The organism is Halorientalis pallida (assembly GCF_049605515.1).
Classification (GTDB): Archaea; Halobacteriota; Halobacteria; order Halobacteriales; family Haloarculaceae; genus Halorientalis; species Halorientalis pallida_A.
Genome location: NZ_CP187158.1, coordinates 362,527 through 380,715 on the forward strand (window position 1 = coordinate 362,527; position 18,189 = coordinate 380,715).

The following is an 18,189-nucleotide window of genomic DNA, read 5'->3' on the forward strand; positions in this document are numbered from 1 at the left end:
TCAGTCGTCGGCGACAGCCGACGCCGTCGCTCCGTCCGGGGCCGACGCGACGGTGTCCTCGTTACCCGCGACCCAGCGCAGGAGCAGGAACGCGAACACGTACTTCGCGAGGATGTCCAGCGCGGAGTACCCCCACGACGTGACGGCCGCGTCGATCAGGGCGAACCCCTCGATACCGAGGGCCCAGAGGATCGGATAGCCGAGCCACAACACCACGGTCAACAGCTTCAGCGTTCCGAATATCTCGGCCGTACCGGCCCGTGCGGCATCGTCGGGCCACTCGACCAGCAACACGTAGAGCACGGCGACGAAGAAGGCCGAACTGATCCCGAAGAACACCCAGCGAAGCAGGTACGACTGGGTGACGAGCGCGGCGGCCAGCCCGGTCACACACATCCCTACGTCCATCGTGATGGCCGTGAACAGTTTCGCCGTATCGGTGCCGGCGAGCAGTCCGAGTGCGAGGAGGATCATCGGCGTCGAGAACGTCCAGGTCAGGTATCGGCCCCACGGGGAGAACACTTCCTGACCGGCCAGGGCGTGTCCCGCGGGCATCTCCAGCGTCCCGACGGTCAACCCCGAGAGCAGGGCCGTGTAACTGGCGAGCGAGACCAGTGGTACCAGGAGTGTCGATACCCAGATCAGCCGCGCCCGTGGTGTCTCTACGTTCCGGCCCATGTAGACGAACAGCAAAATCGCGAGGCCGGCGAGGGCGACGTTGATCCACAGCGATGCGCTCAGTACCGTGTCGTTCCGGAGTATCTCGACCGCGTTGGTCTGTGCAACGGGCGCTACGAGCGCCGACGCGTCTCCAGTGGCTTGCGTGATCATGTGTACGATGGTTTCGGGACCCGATCGCGACGTGGCCAGAAGTGGGCCACCGCGACCCGTCCCCGTATGGATTACGCCTGGGATCCGGAAAAAACGGACCCCCAACCAGTCAGGATTCCGAGAACGACGGCGTTTCCGACGACAGAACCGTCGGCGGCGTTACTCGTTGGCGTCTTCGGCCGCGCCTTCGATCTCCTCCATGATCTCGTCGGCGTCCACGTCGGCGTCTTCGAGGGCTTCCTCGATGTCGCCCTCGCCGCCGCCCATGCCGCCCATCATGCCGCCCATGCCCATCCCCATCCCGGAGCCGTCGATGATCTCCTGGATGATCACGCGGTCGAGCCCGAGCAGGTCCGTGACCTGCTGGCAGATCTGTTGCTTCTGCATCATCCACTGCTGGTTCATGCTGAGCTGGGGGTTGGCCTCGATGTAGAGGGTCTCCTTCTCGACCTCGACGACCTCGGTCTCGGGTTCGGGTTCCTCGTCCTCGTCACCCTCCTCGTCGGGCTGGACGAGTTCCTCCTCCTCGACCTCGTCGGTCTGGATCCACATCTCCAGATCCATGCCGAGGTACATGTCGAACAGGCTGCGGGCCTGTTCGAGCCGGTCTTCGACCTGGCCGACGACCTCGTAGTCGTACTCGATGTCCTCACCTGCGAGCGGGTGGTTGAAGTCCACGCGGGCGCGGCCGCCGACGAGGGTCTCGACGCGGCCCTGCTGGCCGTCGATCTGGACCTGCGCGCCGGGGTACTGGTCGTCCTCGGGGATCTTGTTGACCGAGACGGTGCGCACGTCGTCCTCGTCGAACTCGCCGAAGGCCTCGTCGGCGGCGATCTCGACGGTGTCGCTCTGGCCGACCTCGCCGCCGATGATGTCGTCCTCGACGGCCTCGAAGAGGAAGCCCTCGCCCAGCACGAGCGTGCGGGGCTCGAACTCGCGGCCCTCCTCGTCCAGGCCCTCCTCCTCGGCGACCTCGGGACGGGTCGTGTCGACGATGGTGCCCTCCTCGACGGTGCGGGCGGTGTAGTCCAGTTCCACGAAGTCGCCCGCCTGGAGTCCGGACTGTTCGGATTCGGCTGTCTCCTCGCTGTCTGCTACGTCATCGGCCTGTTCGGCCTCGTCGGCCTCGGCTTCGTCACTCATACCCTGAAGGTCATGGGTTACGCCTATAAGCACAACGTTTCGACCCGGGCCGCGACCGGTCGGAATCCGGATTCTTTAGTCCAGCCCCGCGAATCGGGTGGTATGTACGAAGTGGAGGTCAAAGTCCGCGCCGACCACGAGGCCGTCCGGGACCGACTGGCCGAACTGGACGCCGAACCGCTGGGGACCGTCGAACAGGTCGACACCTACTTCGACGCGCCCCACCGGGACTTCGCGGCGACCGACGAGGCACTGCGCCTCCGCGAGGAACGTGATTCCGACGGAGCGATTACCGAGTTGACCTACAAGGGACCGCTGGTCGAGGCCGAGTCCAAGACCCGCGAGGAGATCGAGTCGGAAGTAGCGGATCGTGAGCGCGTGCAGGCCATCTTCGAGTCGCTTGGCTTCTCGCCCGCCGCCACGGTCGAGAAAGAGCGCACCCGGTTCCGGGTCCACGAGTTCACCGTCACGCTCGACTCCGTGTCGGAGGTCGGCGAGTTCGTCGAGGTCGAGACCGAGTGCGAGCGCGAGGCCGACGTGCCGACCGAGCGCGATGCGGCACAGGACCTCCTGAAATCGCTCGATCTGGACCCCGACGACGGCATCCGAACCTCCTATCTCGGGATGTTGCTCGCAGACGGGGATGCCTGACAGTAATTCTGTCAGTCTCGACATTTCCGGAAGTTATAGAATCCCCACCTGCCAAGGTGGAGGTAATGACCGAGCGGAACATTCGCGTCGAGCCGACCAACCGGCTCGCAGTCGAAGATCAGGAAGTCGAGATCGTCGAGCGGAAGGGAATCGGGCATCCGGACTCGATCTGTGACGGCGTGGCCGAGCGCGTCTCGCAGGCGCTCGCCCAGGCCTACCTCGAACGCGTCGGCAAGCCCCTCCACTACAACACCGACGAGACCCAGCTGGTCGCGGGCAGTGCCGCGCCGGCCTTCGGCGGCGGGGAGATCCAGGAACCGATCTACCTGCTGATCGTCGGCCGCGCGACCAAGGAGTACGAGGGGACGAAGATCCCGGCCGAGACCATCGCCCTGGAGGCCGCCCGCGACTACCTCAACGAGGAGATCCCCCAGCTCGACGTGGGTCGGGACGTCGTGATCGACGTGAAACTCGGCGAAGGCAGCGGCGACCTGCAGGAAGTGTTCGGCGAAGACGGCGCGGTCCCGATGGCCAACGACACGAGTTTCGGCGTCGGCCACGCGCCGCTGACCGAGACCGAGCGGATCGTCTACGAGACCGAGCGCCGACTCAACGGCGAGTACGCCGACGACAACCCCGAGATCGGCCCGGACGTGAAGGTGATGGGCAAACGCGAGGGCGATCAGGTCGACGTGACCGTCGCCGTCGCGATGATCGACGAGTACGTCGCCGACCTCGACGCCTACCGGGATGCCGTCGAGGGGGTCCGTGAGTACGTCGGCGACCTCGCCCGCTCGATCACGGACCGTTCCGTGACCGTCCACGTCAACACCGCCGACGACTACGAGGAGGGCGCGATCTACCTGACCTGTACCGGCACCTCCGCCGAGATGGGCGACGACGGCTCCGTCGGTCGAGGCAACCGCGCGAACGGCCTCATCACGCCCAACCGGCCGATGAGCATGGAGGCCACGAGCGGGAAAAACGCCGTCAACCACATCGGGAAGATCTACAACCTGCTCTCGACGGACGTGGCCGAGGCCGTCGTCGACGAGGTCGACGGCATCCGCGAACTCCAGATCCGGCTGCTCAGCCAGATCGGGCGTCCCATCGACCAGCCCCACGTGGCCGACGCGCACGTCGTCACCGAAGACGGGGTCTCCGTCGCCGACATCGAGGACGAAGTAACTGCAATCGTCGACGAGCGACTCGCCGACGTGACCTCGATCACCGAGCGGGCCATCGAGGGCGACCTCTCGACCTTCTAGGGTTCGATCAGGTCGTCGAACGTCGTCTTGATCCGGCTGATCGTCTGGTCGTCGTGAGCGGAGGGATCGAGGTGGAAGTGTGCGACCGCGTCGACCTTGTGGAACTGGCCGGTCAGCATGTGCAGGAACTTGTAGGCGCTCTCGGTGTCGACGAACTGGAGCATCGCGGTCACCGAGTCGAAGCAGACGTACACGTCGTTGCCCGTCTCGGACAGCGCCGTCAGGGCGTTGTTCAGTTCCATCCCCAGTCCCGTGAGGTCGTTCGGATTCGCCGCCAGGACTTCGACCGTCCCGTCGGCCTCGCCCGACAGTTTCTCGCCGCCGATCGAACCCGACTGGGCGCGGTCGTCGACGCTGAGGATGACCGTGTTCGACGGCTGGGCACCTGCCCGGTCCGCCCACTCGTCGACGAGTCGGTCGGGCGAGCGGTGGTAGACGATCCGCAACAGGTCGACGTTCTCGGGCGACTCGCCCGACAGCAGGTCGTGGCACTGGTCGGCCTTCTCGTCGCTCATGGCCGGCGCGAGGACGAGGAAGTTACCCGATTTGGCGGGGGTGTGCTTGCTCATCTCAACTCTCCTCGTCGGCTCGCGGCGGTCGCTGGACGCGCATGTACGGTTTCGCCTCGGTGTACTCGACCAGTCGCGTCGAGCCGAGGAAGCCGGCCGGTGACTTCTTCAGCTTGATGTACTGGAGTCCCTTGTCGTTGATCCACGTCCGGAGGACCTGCCACGCGCTGTTCTTGTAGAACTCGGCGAGTTCGTCCGGCAACGTCCCGGGGTTGAAAAAGTACAGCGAGGTATCGTCCTCCCCCATCAGGTTCTCTTCCTCCCAGAACCGCATCCGCTTGAGTTCGTTCTCGTCCATGACCGGCACCATCGCCTCGACGTTCATCGCACTGAACATCGGTCTGTCGCCGCGACGTTCGTCGATGATCTCGAGGACCGACTCGGCTCCCTCGTCGTCGTGTTCCCGCGGCTTGAACACGTTTCGGCGGGTGTTGCGCCAGATGTTCGGGTAGTCCAGCAGGAATAGCTCGTCGTTTTCCAGCATCTCGTCCATGTCGCCCACGTCCCGGTCGATGATCGTCTCCAGTCGCTTGGGCGGTAACTCGACCGGTGGAGCCAGCGCGATGGACATGTCGTTGTCGACGGCGGCCCGCATCAAACTCGTGAGGATGGAGTGGGGGCTGGCCTGGCCGTCGTGTTCGAGCAACATCGTCCCGCCGAGGACGATGCCACCCCCGAGCAGTGCGTCGAGGCCACCGATCCCGGTCGCCATGAAGTCGTCGGGCACGAACTCGCCGGGGTGGGTGCGCATCCGGGGGATGAGCCGCACTCCGTCGTCGTCGAAGTCCGTCTGGAACACCCGGGTGTCGTGGTCGACGCCGCGCATCTTCATCACCTCCAAAAAGCGGTGGTAGTCGCCCTCGATGTTCTCCCGCCAGAGTCGGACGACGCCGTGGGTGTTGTACTGGATCGAGTCCGAGACGGCGACCGTGGCCTCGCCCGAGTCCGCACCGAGACCACTCTCCTCGGCGGTCAGGATCGTCGTCGCCTCGAACTCGTCGGAGAATAGCCTGATGAGGTCGAGGACGGCCCGGCGGTAGCGGTCGTAGTCGTCGCCCATCGCCGACAGCCCGGAGACGCTGTCGAGGACCACGCGGTCGACGGGCGCGAACTGTTCGAGGTGTTTGACGATGTACTGGGACTCGAAGGGCGCGGAGTAGCCGTCGCTGACCGAGTCGCCGCCTTCGAGCGTCTTCAGGGTCAGTTCTTCGTCCTCGCCTTCCAGCGTGTAGCCGGTCGTGGCGTGGATCGTCGTGATCGTGAGGGCCTCGTGATCGAGGTCGAACGTGTAGCCGTCGAACGTGTCCCGCAACTCGTCTGTGGTCTGTTCCGTGCTGACGAACAGACAGTCGTCGCCGGCTTCGAGGCCGCGCTGGAGGAACTGCATCGCCAGCGTCGATTTGCCGGTCCCGGGACCGCCGGAGACGAGGACCGACCGGTTCTTCGGGAGGCCGCCCTGGAGGATCTCGTCCAGGACGACACTGCCCGAGGGGATCTTCCGCAGTCCGCCGCCGGACTCTGCTGTCGGGTCCGTAGTCATGGGGGGATCAAACTTGTCGCCGATACGAACCCCAGTCGTAAGTGAGTGCGGGTCGCTTCACCGCGCCGTGCCGGTCGAGACGGTCGAGGAGCCGAAACCGCTATGCCTCGCGGCCCTGTTCCGCCCAGTATGACGCAGGTCTGTCTCGTCGGCGATCCGGAGGTGAACCTCCGGTACGAGTTGCTCTCGCGAGAGACGGCCCGAAACGCCCTCGCGACCTACGACCTGCGGGAGCCGTTCGAGAACACCGTCGCCGTCGAGACGGTGAGCCTCGGCGCGGCCGTCGCCCTCCTGAACGACCTGAACTGGTATCTCGTCCGGTTCACGCGCGACGCGTTCGTCCGCGAACCCAGCGTCAGCGAGACCGAGTGGCTCTCCCGGGACCTCGCCGCCGCCGTCCGCGACGACGAACTGTCCGCCGACGAGACCGAACGCTTCCTCAAGATCTACGGCGTCGAGTACGAGTCCGACCGGGACGACGGTGGCCCGCCGGACGCAGTGGCGACCGGCGGGGACTCCGACGCCGGCGAGTCCGAGACGGACGACGGGTCCGACGACGCGACCGTCGATACGGCCCCGGCGCTGGTCGAACCGATGTACGCCGCCCGGACCGGCCCGGACCTCCCCGAGTACGACCTCCAGGACGTTTCGGACACGCTCGTCGTCAGAGTGGCCGAAGCCGAGTTCGGCGGCGAGAAACAGCGCTAGCCCCGAATCCACAGGAGGACGCTGAGCAGAGCCAGGACAGCGGCGGCGACGAGCGTGAGGACGCTCTGCAGGAACGGCGATCCGAACAGCGCTCCCCGCGTTCGGGTCCGGGGCTCTGAGCCACGCTCGTCGGCGGCGGCCGCGCGCGTCTCCGGCGGCGGTGTCGTCCCTGCCGGACGTGACGCCTCCCGGCTCGTTTCGGCGTCCGTCGACGCGGACGCACTCGTCGTCGGTGCCGGAGTCGCGGTGGTCGACCGTTCGGTGGCGGCCGTCGTCGGTGTCCCGGTCGCCGACGACACCGGAGTAGCAGTGCGGTTCCGGTCGGTGGTCTCCGTCCCGTTCTCTGGCTCCGACTCGGCTCCCCCCTCCTGTGAGCCCGAGTCCGCCGTCTCGTTGCCGGTCGTCGTCTCACCCGATCCGTCCCCGGGTGCCGTCTCCGTTTCGTTGGCTCCTGGCCCCGTGTCGTCGGGTCCGGTGTTCGTCTCGTCGTCGGTCGGTTCGCTGTCGTTGGCCCCCGGTTCGGCGACCGTGACGATGGCGAAGTGACTCGTCGGGTCGTCCACCCGTCGGTCGTAACTTCTGGCGGTGACGAGACTCGTTCTGTAGGTGCCAGCCGAGAGGTCGAACGTCGCCGCGTACTCGGTCCCCACGTGGAAGTTCGACTCGCGTTGGGCTACCACGTCGCCGTCGATGTCGTAGACGCCGACGGCGATCTGGCGGAGCTTTTCGGAACTCTCGACCCGGACGGTGACGTTCGTTCCCGCCGTGGTCGCGGTGAAGGACTCGATCAACGCCGGTTCCTCGGTCGTCTCCGTTTCGGCCGTCCCGTCGTCGCCCGTCTCGTTTCCGCTGGTCGTGGTGGCCGTGCGATTCCCGTCGCCGCTCGATGCGTTGCCGTCGGTCCCGTTCTCGGCGTCGGTCTCGTTGGCCGACGACCCGTTCGTCTGGGCGACCAGTGGTGGCGCGTCGAGTGAGGACCCAGCGACGGCGCCACCGACGGTCGCGGCCGGCCCGCTGTCGGCCGCCTGTGCCCTGGGCTGTCCCCCAGCGACACCTGCGACGGGGACCGCGACGAGCAGACAGCACAGGACCGCGACCAGAGCCCGCGATATCGTGGCATCGAAAGCCGGTTTCCCTGTCATAGTCGTTCGAGGCTGTGGCGGACCGTGATCCCACCCAGGTGTACCGCCCACCACAGCCGTTCGTACTAGTCAGACAGGAACCAGTTATTTAGAGTTTGCAATTCGTAGATTTATCGCCACCGACAGGTCGAACCATCGCGTGTGGCGGCGGGTAGATCGTTTTCGTACTACACGGTCACCTCGTCGGGTGCCGCGCGGAGCGGGGCACCTCGCCTCCCAACACTCAGCCCTCGAACATCCCGGTCGACATGTACCGCTCGCCGGAGTCCCAGAAGACGGTGAGGACGAGCGGGCAGTCGGTGAACGTCTCGGACCCGGGATCGGCGGGGCCGTCGCCGTCCATCACGATCCCCGGGCCGGGACCGCCCTCGTCGGGGGAGGGCGGGCAGTCGGCGTCGGGGTCGGCCAGTCGTTCGGCGACGCGGCGGGCGACGACGTTGGTCCCGCCGGAGGACTGGCCGACCAGTATCCCCTCCTCGCGGGCCAGGCGGCGGCACTCAGCTTCCGCTTCGTCGATGCCGACGGTTTCGACGGAATCGAGCAGGTCGGTGTCGAGGTTGTCGCTGACGAAGCCCGGGCCCATGCCCTGGAAGTCGTCGGATCCGGATTCGCCCGTCGAGAGGACGGCGTTGTCCTCGGGTTCGACCGCGACGACTTCCATGTCGGGGAACTCCTCCAGCAGGCGGCGTGCCGTCCCCGAGAGCGTCCCACCAGTACCGACGCCGGCGACGAAGGCGTCGGGGGTGCGGTCGCCCAACTGTTCCAGAATCTCGGGGCCGGTCGTCCGGTAGTGGGCCTCGGGGTTGGCGGGGTTCTCGAACTGCCGGAGCTGGACCATGCCCTCCTCGGCTTCGAGCCGATCGGCGCGCTCTTTGGCCGCGTCCATCTCGCCCTCGACGAGTTCGAGGTCCGCGCCGTAGGCTTTCATCAGGTTGCGCCGCTCCGCCGACTTGGAGGCTGGCATGACGATGGTGATGTCGTAGCCCTTGGCTGCGGCGACCAGTGAGAGGCCGATCCCGGTGTTGCCGCTGGTCGGTTCGACGAGGTGGTCGCCGGGTTCGATCTCGCCGGCGGCCTCGGCGGCCTCGATCATCGCCAGCGCGGGACGGTCCTTGGCCGACCCACCCGGGTTCTTCGACTCGATCTTCGCGGCGACGGTCGCCCCCGGCGGGGACTTGACCTGTACCAGCGGCGACCCGACGGTCTCCAGAATCGACGCGTGCATTTGCTCCCGCTATGCCACCCCGGCTTAAGTGCCCACTGCCGCCGGCAGGGCGTGCCTCGGTCGCCGACGCCCGCCTGGTCGCCGGGTTTTTGCGTACGCCCGTTCGAGACTGGCTCATGGCGCGACCCGGTTCCGGGGAGGTCTCCGAGACCTACGTCGCCGCACTCCAGCACGACCTGGTGACGTTCGAGGACGCCACCCTGGTCGGCGTCGTCCGCCAGCCGACCGGCTGGTTCCACGGAGCGGTCGACGAGAACCGGCCCGCGCTGGGGCCGCCAGAAAACCTGCTGGAAGCGACGAAACAGCGCCACGAGGACCTGAAGATGCAGGGCCTCTGTGACGAGGGCGCGCACAACGCGGCCTGGGACGAGGTGGGGTTCGAGGAGCGATACCGCGAATACGTCCGCGAATCCCCCGACGCGCAGGCCGTACTCGCGGACCTGGCCGAACGGGCTCGTGACGGCGAGACCGTCGTCCTCGTCTGTTTCGAGGGCGAGGATAAACGGTGTCACCGACACATTCTGGTCGAACTGCTGGACGAACGGCTAGCCGACGGGACCTAACGGTCGGCTGTCGGGAACGCACCCGTTAAGGCCGCCGGCCGCGTTGATGGGGGTATGAGCGACGGACGACTCACGACGATGGAACCGGACCCGGTCTGGGACGAAGACTCCTACGAGGAGACGGTCGAGACACTCGGGAACCTCGACGAGACCGTGGTGTTCAAAGTCTGGGGCGGCGACTGGTGCAAGGACTGCCGGTCGCAGCTCCCGGCCTTCGGCGCGGCGCTGAAGGCGGCGGAGGTCTCCGAGGACCGGATCGAACACTACCCGACAGAGAAGGAAGACGACGGATCGAAAACCGGCCCCGGCGTCGAGGAGTACGGCATCGAATACATCCCGACGGTCGTCGTCGAGGACTCGGCGACGGGCGAGGAACTGGCCCGGTTCGTCGAGGACGCGGAGGTCCCCATCGCGGTGGCTCTCGCCGACGACCTCGCCGACGTCGAAACGACGGCCTGAGCGCACCCGATAGCCGAACCGAACGCAAGCCGCACCCACGAACGAACAGTCGACGACGAACTGGTAGTGACCGGCTACCCACACTCACCGACCCGGTAGAACCGTCGTAACCACGCACCTCCGTCTCCGGAGTCGGAGTACACGATAACTGACCTGTTCTACTCGGAATATAACGAAGGGCGTAGGTGAGAGAGACCGGTTCGATGCGCCGGAACACGAACGCGGGACTCGACAGGCGGCAGTTCATCAGTGGCGTCGCGGCGGGGGCAGGGGCGTTCGCCTCGACAGGGATCGCAGTCGCGGGCTGTACGGACCACGACGCGCCGGACCTCGACGAGGTCGCGGACGGGAAATCCGACGAGACCTACTACTGCCTGCAGAAGAAGTGGTTCTTCGAGAAGAAACTCGTCGAGATTACGCCGCTGAAGGGATCGATACCGGTCGAACAACTGTATGGGTGGGACCGGACCCACTACAGCTCCGTCGGGACGAAACCGCTCCAGCGCGAGAACACCTGCACGGTCTTTCTCTACGAAGGGCCCGACGGTGACGTGAGTCTGGTAATCGTCCACGAGAAGTGGACGGGTGACAACGACGGAGGCGCGGCGTCGTTCACGTTTCTCGGTCTGCCGGCGGACGGCTCCTGGATCGTCAGGGACGACGACTACGACTCTCCGAGTAGTTTCGACCAGTGGGAGACCGAGGGGTTGCTCCAGACCGTCCACTGGACCTGGGCCGGCGGCCGCAACGACGGCGGGGCGTACGGGCCGCTCGACGACGACCTCTACTTCCGGATCGACCCGGCGTTCAACGAGGACGCCGAACTCTACGGCGAGGAGTACGAGGGCACCGTCGAGAAGTGGCAACTCCTCTCGGGCCGACTCGACGACCCCGAACGTCACACGCTCTGGATGGACCAGGGCGCGAACTTCTTCAAGGACATCTTCAGCCACCGCGACCACGAGGACTACTGGGAGCGGAAACGCGAGGAGTGGGAGGAAACAGACGAAGGCGACGGGAAAGACCACGGCGACGACGAAGACCACAGCGACCACGACGACGGGAAAGGCGAGACTGGAGACGACGAGGACGACGAAGACGACGGGGACTGGTGGGACGACGGGGAAGACGATGACGACGATGACGACGACTGGTGGGACTGAGTCGCGGGCTCCGGCTGGCGGGTAGCCGGGTCAGTACCGGAGCGTCGACCGGTTCACGCGGTAGATCGTCACGGCGTCGTTCTCGAAGACGGGTTCCGTGGCGGGGTCGTCGTCGAACCGGTCGGTGCCGTATCGCCTGCGCTCCTCGGGGCCGTAGTAGACGTATCGGACACCGTAGCGGTCGAGGAGACGATGACGATCCGGACGACTCCCCTCGAACATGACGCCCACGTCGTCGACGCGACGCCAGTAAGCGTCGGGGTCGCGGAACCCGACACCGTGTGCCCTCCCGGCGACGGTCGGGACGCCCGTCAGACTCGACGGGGCGGTGGCCCAGTAGTGGTCAGCGCCGGTACCGGAACCGGGCGCGCTCAGCAGTGTCGGGGTCCCCGACCGGTCGTCGAGCCAGGTGATCGCGGCCATCCGGTCGGGGTGTTCATCTTCGGCCACCGACAGTCCGTCGAGCGTCGGGTCCGCGACGCTGTTGTGCGGTTCGCCGTCACCGTCGGTCCACTCAACCACGGCGGCGACGCCGTAGATGCCGGTCGAGAGGACCAGCGCCGCCACGACGACCGGACGGAGATCGAAACCACCGACCACAGGGAGCGACGGCCCGTCGCTGTCGGCCAGCAGGCGGCCGACGACGACGGCAGTGGCGACACTGAACAACAGCCAGACCTCGGCGTAGGTCTTGAAGAAGGTGTTCACACGCCCGATTCTGGTCGGCTCGTTCAGGTAGACGAGCTCGACGAGGACGATCAAGCCGAAGCCGGCGAGCGCGAGGACTCCCTCGTAGCCGATGGGTGTGTCAGCGTCGGAGCGGCGAGTGCGCTGGAGGACGAACCAGGCGACCAGCACGAGCATGGTGAACACGATCACGCCGGCAAAGCCCGAGAGGAGGTAGTTCACCATCGCCACCGCGGCGACGACGATGCCGGCGCTCGTCCGGACCTCCGTGTCCGGCGTCAACCGGACCAGCAGGTACGGGACGAGGACGGCGAGGAAGGGGCCGTGGACGAGCAGGAGCGATCCGAGGGGACTCCGGGTCGGCAAAAAGCCGACGGAGAGTCCGGTGGTCGCCGAGACCGACCAGAACGGGAGCGACCAGCCGACCGCGAGAAGTGCCACCACGCCGGTCGCCAGTGTCGCCGCGAGCGCGCGGCCGTTACGAACGAACCGCGCGATTGGCGTGTCGCCGGACACGGGAACCGACTCCCGCAAGCGGTCGAAGCCGAGCGACACGGGCGACGCGGGGGCGAAGTACAGCGTCAGCCAGACGAGGCCGAGGATGATGGGGAGCGACCAGCCGTTCGTCACCGTGAGGAAGCCCGCGATGGCGGGGACGAGGCCGAACACGACGGCCTGCCGGTACCGCCGCTTCTTGGGGGGTGTCTCGAAGTACGCGTACAGACAGGCGACGGCCAGCAGCGAGAACGGTGCCGCGAGCATGTGCGCGTGCAGGTCGCCGTCGAGGTAGGCAAAGAGTGGGAACTCGGTGATCATCCCCGGCACGACGCGACTGGCCGGCCAGTAGTCCAGCCCCGCGAGCGCTGTGGCGGGCGATCCGTCGACGAGGCCCGACAGCAACCGAACGAGAGGAGACAGGTTGCTCGCGAACCCGACGAAGAAGACGCCGGCGAGGGCAGCGGCGCGACCGGCGTTCCAGCGTCGCCCGATGGAACCCGCCAGCCCGTAGGCGGCCGTCACCAGTGCCGCGTAGAAGGTGGCCAGCGAGAGGTTGTAGGCGAGCCGTGCCGGTGTGCCGGTGAGCCGCGCCAGCAGCGAGGTCGTGAACTGCCCGCCGTAGTGGTAGCCGAACGGTTCGCCGGCGAACCACATGTCTTCGGCCGGCAGGGCCGACGCTCTGAGGTGCGCGCGGAGCAAGCCGAAATCGAGGAACTTCTCGCCGCTCGCGGGGTCGACGGCGGGATCGAAGGCACGGAGCGCGAGCAGGAAGGCAAAGGCGAGTACGAAGACACCGTAGGCGGGCAGGCCGGCCCGGAACCGGTCGCGCCAGTCCGTCCGGCGGGCCGTGACGACGGCGGCCAGCCCCAGCACTGCGAGGCCGGCCACGAGCCCGACAGAAATCGAGAGGTGGCCGACCCAGAGCGCGACGCTACCCACGACGAACAGTGCCGCGGGGAGGCCGAACGCCGGCGCGTAGCGACCCAGGTTCGCGAGCGGTCCGAGTGCGATCAGTCCACCGGCCAGCCCGAGGACGAGACAGACGACCAGCCAGCCGACGACGGCGTCGAAGGGAATCACCCGTTCTCGGGTGGGTGGCTCACAGCGCGATTACAAAAGCACGGCGACACCCATCAATCCGCTGTCTCGAACCAGTCCAGCGCCGCCTCGATGTCGTGGCGCGGCGGCGAACAGGTGAACGCGCGGCAGGCGTACACCGTCGGTTCGCCGTCGCGCTCGCCCCTGTCGGCCCAGATCGGTGGTGCCTCGTCGAGATGCAGCCGGTCGAGCCAGTCCGCCAGTTCGTCGGCTCTGGGCGGCCGGCGCGTGAGAATGCGACCCGGGAGGTAGGCCTCGCCGACGGCCGCCCGCCAGTCCTCGGGGAGCGAGTCGGCGGCGACGGTGAGTTCGTGCCCGCCGTGTTCGTAGCCGTCGGCGGCCAGCACGAGCGACGCGTGGCGGAGCGGGTCGGACTCGATCTCGTTGCCGTGGGTCGCCAGCACGGTCTCGGCCACGTCGGCGAACCCCTCGCGGGGCAGGAAGTGATCGAGCGCGAGCAACAGGTCGGCGGCGACGCCGGCGCTGGAGGGTGTCGACTGGTCGGTGAGTTCCTGGGGTCGCGCGACCAGTCCCTCGCCGTCGGCCGGCGTGAAGTACAGCGTCCCCGCGTCGGCGTCCCAGAAGTTCGCCTCGATGGCTCGTGCGAGGTCCAGCGCGAACGCGAGATGGTCGAGCCCGCCCGTGACCTGGTAGAGGTCGAACGCGCCCCGCGCGAGGAAGGCGTAGTCTTCGAGGTAGCCGTCGACGCTCACGTCGCCGTCCTTGTACCGCCGGGCGAGTCGCCGTTCCTCGGCATCCCACAGATGTTCCCGGAGAAATTCAACTGCGTCGACGGCCGGTTCGGCGACCTCGGGGCCCGCCACGAGTCCGGCCTCGGCGTAGGCCGACAGCATCAACCCGTTCCAGCCGGCCAGAATCTTCTCGTCGCGGCGGGGTCGCGGCCGGTCCTCGCGAGCCTCGAAGACGGCGGTGGTCGCCTCGTCGAGGACCGTCTCGACATCCGCGGGGTCGAGGCTGTAGGCGTCGGCGAGGTCGTCGATGTCGGCCACGACCGTCAGCACGGTCCGGCCCTCGAAGTTCCCGGGTTCGGTGACGCCGTAGCGGTCACAGAAGATCTCGGCGGCGGTGTCGTCGTCCACAGCGTCGAAGTCCGTCCCGGCGACGGCCTCGCGGACTGCCTCGGGTGTCCAGACGTAGAACGCGCCTTCCTCTTGCTCGCCGTCCTCGCCCTCGCTCTGGGCGTCGAGCGTGCTGAAGAAGCCGCCGTCGGGGTGCTGGAGTTCGCGGGTGACGAACTCCAGCGTGTCGAGCGCGTACTCCCGATAGCGTTCGTCGCCGGTCGCCTGGTAGCCAGCCAGCAGGGCACGTGGGATCTCGGCGTTGTCGTACAGCATCTTCTCGAAGTGGGGGACCGTCCAGTCACGGTCCGTGCAGTAGCGGTGGAAGCCGCCGCCGACGTGATCGTAGAGGCCACCCTCGATCATCGCGTCGAGTGCCTCGGTGGCGACCTCGCGGTACTGATCGCGGCCGGTCCGGCGGTGGGCCCGCAGGAGGACGTGGACGCGGCCGGCCTGGGGGAACTTCTGGCCGCGCCCCCACCCGCCGTGGTCGCGGTCGGCCCCGCGGACGGCGGCCTGTGCGGCCGCGTCGAGGGTCTCCGAGGGTGCCTCGCCGGCCGATTCTGGCGTCTCCTCGAGTTCGCCCCTGACCGCGTTCGTCCACTTCTCGGCGCGCTGTTGGAGTCCGTCGCGCTCGGTCTCCCAGCTCTCGGTGATATCGTCGAGCAACTGGCCGAAGCCGGGCATCCCGCGCTTGGATTCGGGTGGGAAGTACGTCCCGACGAAGAAGGGTTCGCCCTCGGGCGTGAGGAACACGGAGAGGGGCCAGCCGCCGGTGCCCTGTGTCATCTGGCAGATCGACTGGTAGATCGAGTCGAGGTCGGGCCGCTCCTCGCGGTCGACCTTGATCGGGACGAAGTTCTCGTTGAGTTTGCGTGCGATGTCGGGGTCCTCGAACGACTCGTCTTCCATCACGTGACACCAGTGGCAGGCCGAGTAGCCGACCGAGAGGAAGATCGGCACGTCGCGTTCGCGGGCGGCGTCGAGGGCGGCGTCGTCCCACGGTTGCCAGTTGACGGGGTTGTCGGCGTGCTGGCGGAGATACGGGCTCTCCTCGTCGTCGAGGCGGTTGCGGTCGGTGGGGGCCGCGTCGGTCATGGGGCGAGGTAGGCGCGCCGGGTACTTGAGGGCGGGGACGCCCACCCAGCCCAGATTTTTTGATTCGGTTCGCCGATACGTCGCCATGAACGAACAACAGCTCCGGGAGGAGATTCGCTTCCAGCGGAAGATGTACGATTCGAGCCTGGCGAGACTGGCGGCAGACGCGGTCGTCGACGACCAAATCGCATCGGCGTATTTCGGACTCGCCGTGAACGCCGAGAATACTGCGAGCATCGAGGTGTTGCTCGGCGAGTACGATGCCGCGAGAACCCACTACGAGACGGCCGTAGAACACTACCTGACGGCCATCGAGGAGAAACGACGGCGGCGTGAGAAGCCTATCGGGTTGAACGAACCACACACCTACCTGCTGGCGCTGTACGCGGCGCGGGCGGCCGGGTCGAGCGACCGTGTGACAACCGCTACGACGGAGATGCTCGACGCCCTCCGGGACGCCGAGGCGGTCATCGAGGACGCCGGGACGCTGGCGTTCGCCCGGTACGCACGTGCTGTCGCGGGGATACTCCTCGCCAGGGAGTCGGTCGTCGAGGCCGCCTCGGAACCGCTGCTCGACGAGTCGGTCCCGCCGGTTTTGCGCGGGGTTCCGGAGTGTCTGGCGGGACTCCACCACGGAGAAACCGAGCGCGTCCGCGACGGCCTCGTGTCGGTCCTGGACTACCACCGGTCGAACCGGGACGACTATCCCGCCACCGAGGTCAGTCTCAAGGCGACGACGCTGTACGGGCTGGCCCGTGACCGTGGTGTCGCACCCCCGGCCACGGAATTCGACCCGGAACTGCGCTCGTTTCTCGCGGTCGAACTCCTGGACTGAGTGACGGAGGCGGTCGAGAGCGGGCTATGGCAACGCTTACGTGAGCGTAGTTCGCGGGTTTTCGTATGACAGAGACCGTGCTGCTGGTGGGCGGTGGCGGTCGCGAGCACGCCATCGCTCGCGCGCTCGCCGACTCCGACGCCGACCTGTACGCCTGTGCCGGGAACCGCAATCCGGGGATCGCGGAGATCGCCGTTGGATTCGAGACCCTGGACACGACGACGCCGCCCGCGGTCGTCTCCTACGCCGAGGACGTGGGCGCGGACCTCGCGGTCATCGGCCCGGAGGCGGCGCTGGAAGCCGGCGTCGCCGACGCGCTCGACGACGCGGGTATCTACACGTTCGGCCCGCAGGAGGAGGAAGCCCGCATCGAGACGGACAAGGGCTTCCAGCGCCGCTTCATGGAGAAACACGACGTGCCGGGCTGTCCCGACTTCGAGGAGTTCCGGGACACCGAGGCCGCCTGCGAGTACATCGACGAGTACGACGGCGACCTCGCGATCAAGCCCGCCGGCCTCACCGGCGGCAAGGGCGTCCGCGTCATGGGCGACCAGGTCGACGCCGAGGAAGCCAAGGCGTACATCCGCGATTCGGACTACGACCGGATCGTCCTGGAGGAGCGCCTGATCGGCGAGGAGTTCACGATCCAGGCGTTCGTGGCCAACGGCGAGTTGCGCGTCACGCCCGCCGTGCAGGACCACAAGCGCGCCTACGAGGGCGACGAGGGCCCCAACACCGGCGGCATGGGCAGTTACAGCGACGGCTCGCTGGAGCTCCCCTTCATGACCGAGGACGAGTACCACGACGCCGTGGACGTGCTCCGGGCCGTCGTCGACGCACTGGACGGCTACAAGGGCGTGCTGTACGGTCAGTTCATGCTCACCGCCGACGGCATCAAGGTGGTCGAGTTCAACGCCCGATTCGGCGACCCCGAGGCGATGAACACCCTGCCGGTCCTGAACACGGACTTCCTCGACGTGCTGACGGCCGCCCGTGACGGCGAGAAACTCCCGAAACTGGAGTTCCAGCGCCAGGCCACCGTCTGTAAGTACGCCGTCCCCGACGGGTACCCCACGGACCCCGAGGCCGGCGCGAAGGTCCAGATCGACGCGGATTCGGCGGGCGAGGCCATCCTCTTCTACGCCTCCGTCGACGAGCGTGACGACGGGATCTACACGACGACCTCCCGCTCGTTCGCGGTCGTCGGCGTCGCCGACTCGATCACCGAGGCCGAGGAAGTCGCCGAGGACGCCCTCCAGCGGGCCGGCACCGACGGCCTGCGCGTCCGCCACGACATCGGCAAACCCGATCTCGTCCAGCGCCGGATCGACCACATGGCCGAGTTGCGCGACTAGGCGATGTCCTGATCGGACAGCGAGAGGATCCAGTTTTCCCGTCGTCGACAGGCCGACCGCAGACCCGCCAGTCGCCCGCCGGTTCCGTCGAAGGTAACGAACTCGTTACGTGGGTCGTCGTGGGGACGGGTCGGGGCACCGGACGCGGTCGGCGGCGGGGTTCGCTCGGAACCGCGGGTCGAACCACTCGGCGGTGCGCTCGTGGCCGCAGACCGTCCCGTACAGATCACGGGGTCGGTCCGCGTCACCGACCGTGAACTGACGGGTCACAGGGAAT

General features: G+C 67.3%; 17 protein-coding genes. 8 read left to right on the top strand and 9 right to left on the bottom strand.

Annotation, left to right across the window (positions count from 1 at the left end):
• Positions 1-831 carry a bacteriorhodopsin gene (locus ACOZ4N_RS03410; protein ID WP_424018535.1) on the bottom strand — a complete coding sequence of 277 codons (831 nt, stop codon included), beginning with the start codon at positions 829-831 and terminating at the stop codon, positions 1-3.
• Positions 832-990: 159 nt separating this feature from the next.
• Positions 991-1,974: an FKBP-type peptidyl-prolyl cis-trans isomerase gene (locus tag ACOZ4N_RS03415; RefSeq protein WP_424018536.1), complete on the bottom strand. Its 984-nt coding sequence runs from the start codon at positions 1,972-1,974 to the stop codon at positions 991-993.
• 102 nt (positions 1,975-2,076) lie between these two features.
• On the opposite strand from ACOZ4N_RS03415, the gene cyaB reads away from it, so the two are divergent.
• A complete protein-coding gene (gene cyaB, locus ACOZ4N_RS03420) occupies positions 2,077-2,625 on the top strand; it encodes a class IV adenylate cyclase (RefSeq protein ID WP_424018537.1) in 549 nt (182 codons plus the stop codon).
• A gap of 65 nt (positions 2,626-2,690) precedes the next feature.
• Positions 2,691-3,893, top strand: a complete 1,203-nt coding sequence (locus ACOZ4N_RS03425) for a methionine adenosyltransferase (RefSeq protein ID WP_424018538.1) — start codon at positions 2,691-2,693, stop codon at positions 3,891-3,893.
• On the opposite strand, the gene ACOZ4N_RS03430 is transcribed toward ACOZ4N_RS03425, so the two are convergent.
• Positions 3,890-4,462 (bottom strand): DUF7504 family protein, encoded by a 573-nt coding sequence (locus ACOZ4N_RS03430; protein ID WP_424018539.1) that lies wholly within the window; start codon positions 4,460-4,462, stop codon positions 3,890-3,892. The two genes, ACOZ4N_RS03425 and ACOZ4N_RS03430, sit on opposite strands and share 4 nt — an antisense overlap.
• A gap of 1 nt (position 4,463) precedes the next feature.
• Positions 4,464-6,002 (bottom strand): RAD55 family ATPase, encoded by a 1,539-nt coding sequence (locus ACOZ4N_RS03435; RefSeq protein ID WP_424018540.1) that lies wholly within the window; start codon positions 6,000-6,002, stop codon positions 4,464-4,466.
• 129 nt (positions 6,003-6,131) lie between these two features.
• On the opposite strand from ACOZ4N_RS03435, the gene ACOZ4N_RS03440 reads away from it, so the two are divergent.
• Positions 6,132-6,710 carry a DUF5804 family protein gene (locus ACOZ4N_RS03440; protein ID WP_424018541.1) on the top strand — a complete coding sequence of 193 codons (579 nt, stop codon included), beginning with the start codon at positions 6,132-6,134 and terminating at the stop codon, positions 6,708-6,710.
• Here ACOZ4N_RS03440 and ACOZ4N_RS03445 read toward each other — a convergent pair.
• Positions 6,707-7,852 carry a hypothetical protein gene (locus ACOZ4N_RS03445; RefSeq protein ID WP_424018542.1) on the bottom strand — a complete coding sequence of 382 codons (1,146 nt, stop codon included), beginning with the start codon at positions 7,850-7,852 and terminating at the stop codon, positions 6,707-6,709. The two genes, ACOZ4N_RS03440 and ACOZ4N_RS03445, sit on opposite strands and share 4 nt — an antisense overlap.
• A gap of 223 nt (positions 7,853-8,075) precedes the next feature.
• Positions 8,076-9,077: a PLP-dependent cysteine synthase family protein gene (locus ACOZ4N_RS03450; RefSeq protein ID WP_424018543.1), complete on the bottom strand. Its 1,002-nt coding sequence runs from the start codon at positions 9,075-9,077 to the stop codon at positions 8,076-8,078.
• 116 nt (positions 9,078-9,193) lie between these two features.
• On the opposite strand from ACOZ4N_RS03450, the gene ACOZ4N_RS03455 reads away from it, so the two are divergent.
• From ACOZ4N_RS03455 to ACOZ4N_RS03465, 3 genes are all read left to right on the top strand, one after another.
• Positions 9,194-9,640: a DUF488 domain-containing protein gene (locus tag ACOZ4N_RS03455; RefSeq protein ID WP_424018544.1), complete on the top strand. Its 447-nt coding sequence runs from the start codon at positions 9,194-9,196 to the stop codon at positions 9,638-9,640.
• Between the two features lie 54 nt (positions 9,641-9,694).
• Positions 9,695-10,099: a thioredoxin gene (locus ACOZ4N_RS03460; protein WP_424018545.1), complete on the top strand. Its 405-nt coding sequence runs from the start codon at positions 9,695-9,697 to the stop codon at positions 10,097-10,099.
• A 185-nt stretch (positions 10,100-10,284) separates the two neighbouring features.
• On the top strand, positions 10,285-11,262 hold the full coding sequence (locus ACOZ4N_RS03465; protein ID WP_424018546.1) for a hypothetical protein: 978 nt from the start codon (positions 10,285-10,287) through the stop codon (positions 11,260-11,262).
• A gap of 30 nt (positions 11,263-11,292) precedes the next feature.
• Here the strand turns inward: ACOZ4N_RS03465 and ACOZ4N_RS03470 are convergent, their stop codons facing one another.
• On the bottom strand, positions 11,293-13,527 hold the full coding sequence (locus tag ACOZ4N_RS03470; RefSeq protein WP_424018547.1) for a DUF2298 domain-containing protein: 2,235 nt from the start codon (positions 13,525-13,527) through the stop codon (positions 11,293-11,295).
• Between the two features lie 53 nt (positions 13,528-13,580).
• Complete coding sequence (locus tag ACOZ4N_RS03475) at positions 13,581-15,722, bottom strand: thioredoxin domain-containing protein (RefSeq protein ID WP_424018548.1); 2,142 nt, start codon at positions 15,720-15,722, stop codon at positions 13,581-13,583.
• 85 nt (positions 15,723-15,807) lie between these two features.
• Between ACOZ4N_RS03475 and ACOZ4N_RS03480 the strand changes: the two genes are divergently transcribed.
• Together ACOZ4N_RS03480 and purD are read left to right on the top strand one after the other, a co-directional pair.
• The gene (locus tag ACOZ4N_RS03480; RefSeq protein WP_424018549.1) at positions 15,808-16,557 is read left to right on the top strand and encodes a hypothetical protein; all 750 of its coding nucleotides are present in this window, start codon (positions 15,808-15,810) and stop codon (positions 16,555-16,557) included.
• Between the two features lie 65 nt (positions 16,558-16,622).
• A complete protein-coding gene (gene purD / locus ACOZ4N_RS03485; RefSeq protein ID WP_424018550.1) occupies positions 16,623-17,912 on the top strand; it encodes a phosphoribosylamine--glycine ligase in 1,290 nt (429 codons plus the stop codon).
• 105 nt (positions 17,913-18,017) lie between these two features.
• On the opposite strand, the gene ACOZ4N_RS03490 is transcribed toward purD, so the two are convergent.
• Complete coding sequence (locus tag ACOZ4N_RS03490) at positions 18,018-18,182, bottom strand: hypothetical protein (RefSeq protein WP_424018551.1); 165 nt, start codon at positions 18,180-18,182, stop codon at positions 18,018-18,020.
• Positions 18,183-18,189: the final 7 nt, after the last annotated feature.

Bases quoted from the DNA above. Each gene is read 5' to 3' on its own strand.
- ACOZ4N_RS03435 (WP_424018540.1), bottom strand. From the start codon at position 6,002: ATGACTACGGACCCGACAGCAGAGTCCGGCGGCGGACTGCGGAAGATC.
- ACOZ4N_RS03440 (WP_424018541.1), top strand. From the start codon at position 6,132: ATGACGCAGGTCTGTCTCGTCGGCGATCCGGAGGTGAACCTCCGGTAC.
- ACOZ4N_RS03415 (WP_424018536.1), bottom strand. From the start codon at position 1,974: ATGAGTGACGAAGCCGAGGCCGACGAGGCCGAACAGGCCGATGACGTA.
- ACOZ4N_RS03480 (WP_424018549.1), top strand. From the start codon at position 15,808: ATGAACGAACAACAGCTCCGGGAGGAGATTCGCTTCCAGCGGAAGATG.
- ACOZ4N_RS03445 (WP_424018542.1), bottom strand. From the start codon at position 7,852: ATGACAGGGAAACCGGCTTTCGATGCCACGATATCGCGGGCTCTGGTC.
- ACOZ4N_RS03455 (WP_424018544.1), top strand. From the start codon at position 9,194: ATGGCGCGACCCGGTTCCGGGGAGGTCTCCGAGACCTACGTCGCCGCA.
- ACOZ4N_RS03410 (WP_424018535.1), bottom strand. From the start codon at position 831: ATGATCACGCAAGCCACTGGAGACGCGTCGGCGCTCGTAGCGCCCGTT.
- ACOZ4N_RS03460 (WP_424018545.1), top strand. From the start codon at position 9,695: ATGAGCGACGGACGACTCACGACGATGGAACCGGACCCGGTCTGGGAC.
- cyaB (WP_424018537.1), top strand. From the start codon at position 2,077: ATGTACGAAGTGGAGGTCAAAGTCCGCGCCGACCACGAGGCCGTCCGG.
- ACOZ4N_RS03450 (WP_424018543.1), bottom strand. From the start codon at position 9,077: ATGCACGCGTCGATTCTGGAGACCGTCGGGTCGCCGCTGGTACAGGTC.
- ACOZ4N_RS03475 (WP_424018548.1), bottom strand. From the start codon at position 15,722: ATGACCGACGCGGCCCCCACCGACCGCAACCGCCTCGACGACGAGGAG.
- ACOZ4N_RS03430 (WP_424018539.1), bottom strand. From the start codon at position 4,462: ATGAGCAAGCACACCCCCGCCAAATCGGGTAACTTCCTCGTCCTCGCG.
- ACOZ4N_RS03425 (WP_424018538.1), top strand. From the start codon at position 2,691: ATGACCGAGCGGAACATTCGCGTCGAGCCGACCAACCGGCTCGCAGTC.
- purD (WP_424018550.1), top strand. From the start codon at position 16,623: ATGACAGAGACCGTGCTGCTGGTGGGCGGTGGCGGTCGCGAGCACGCC.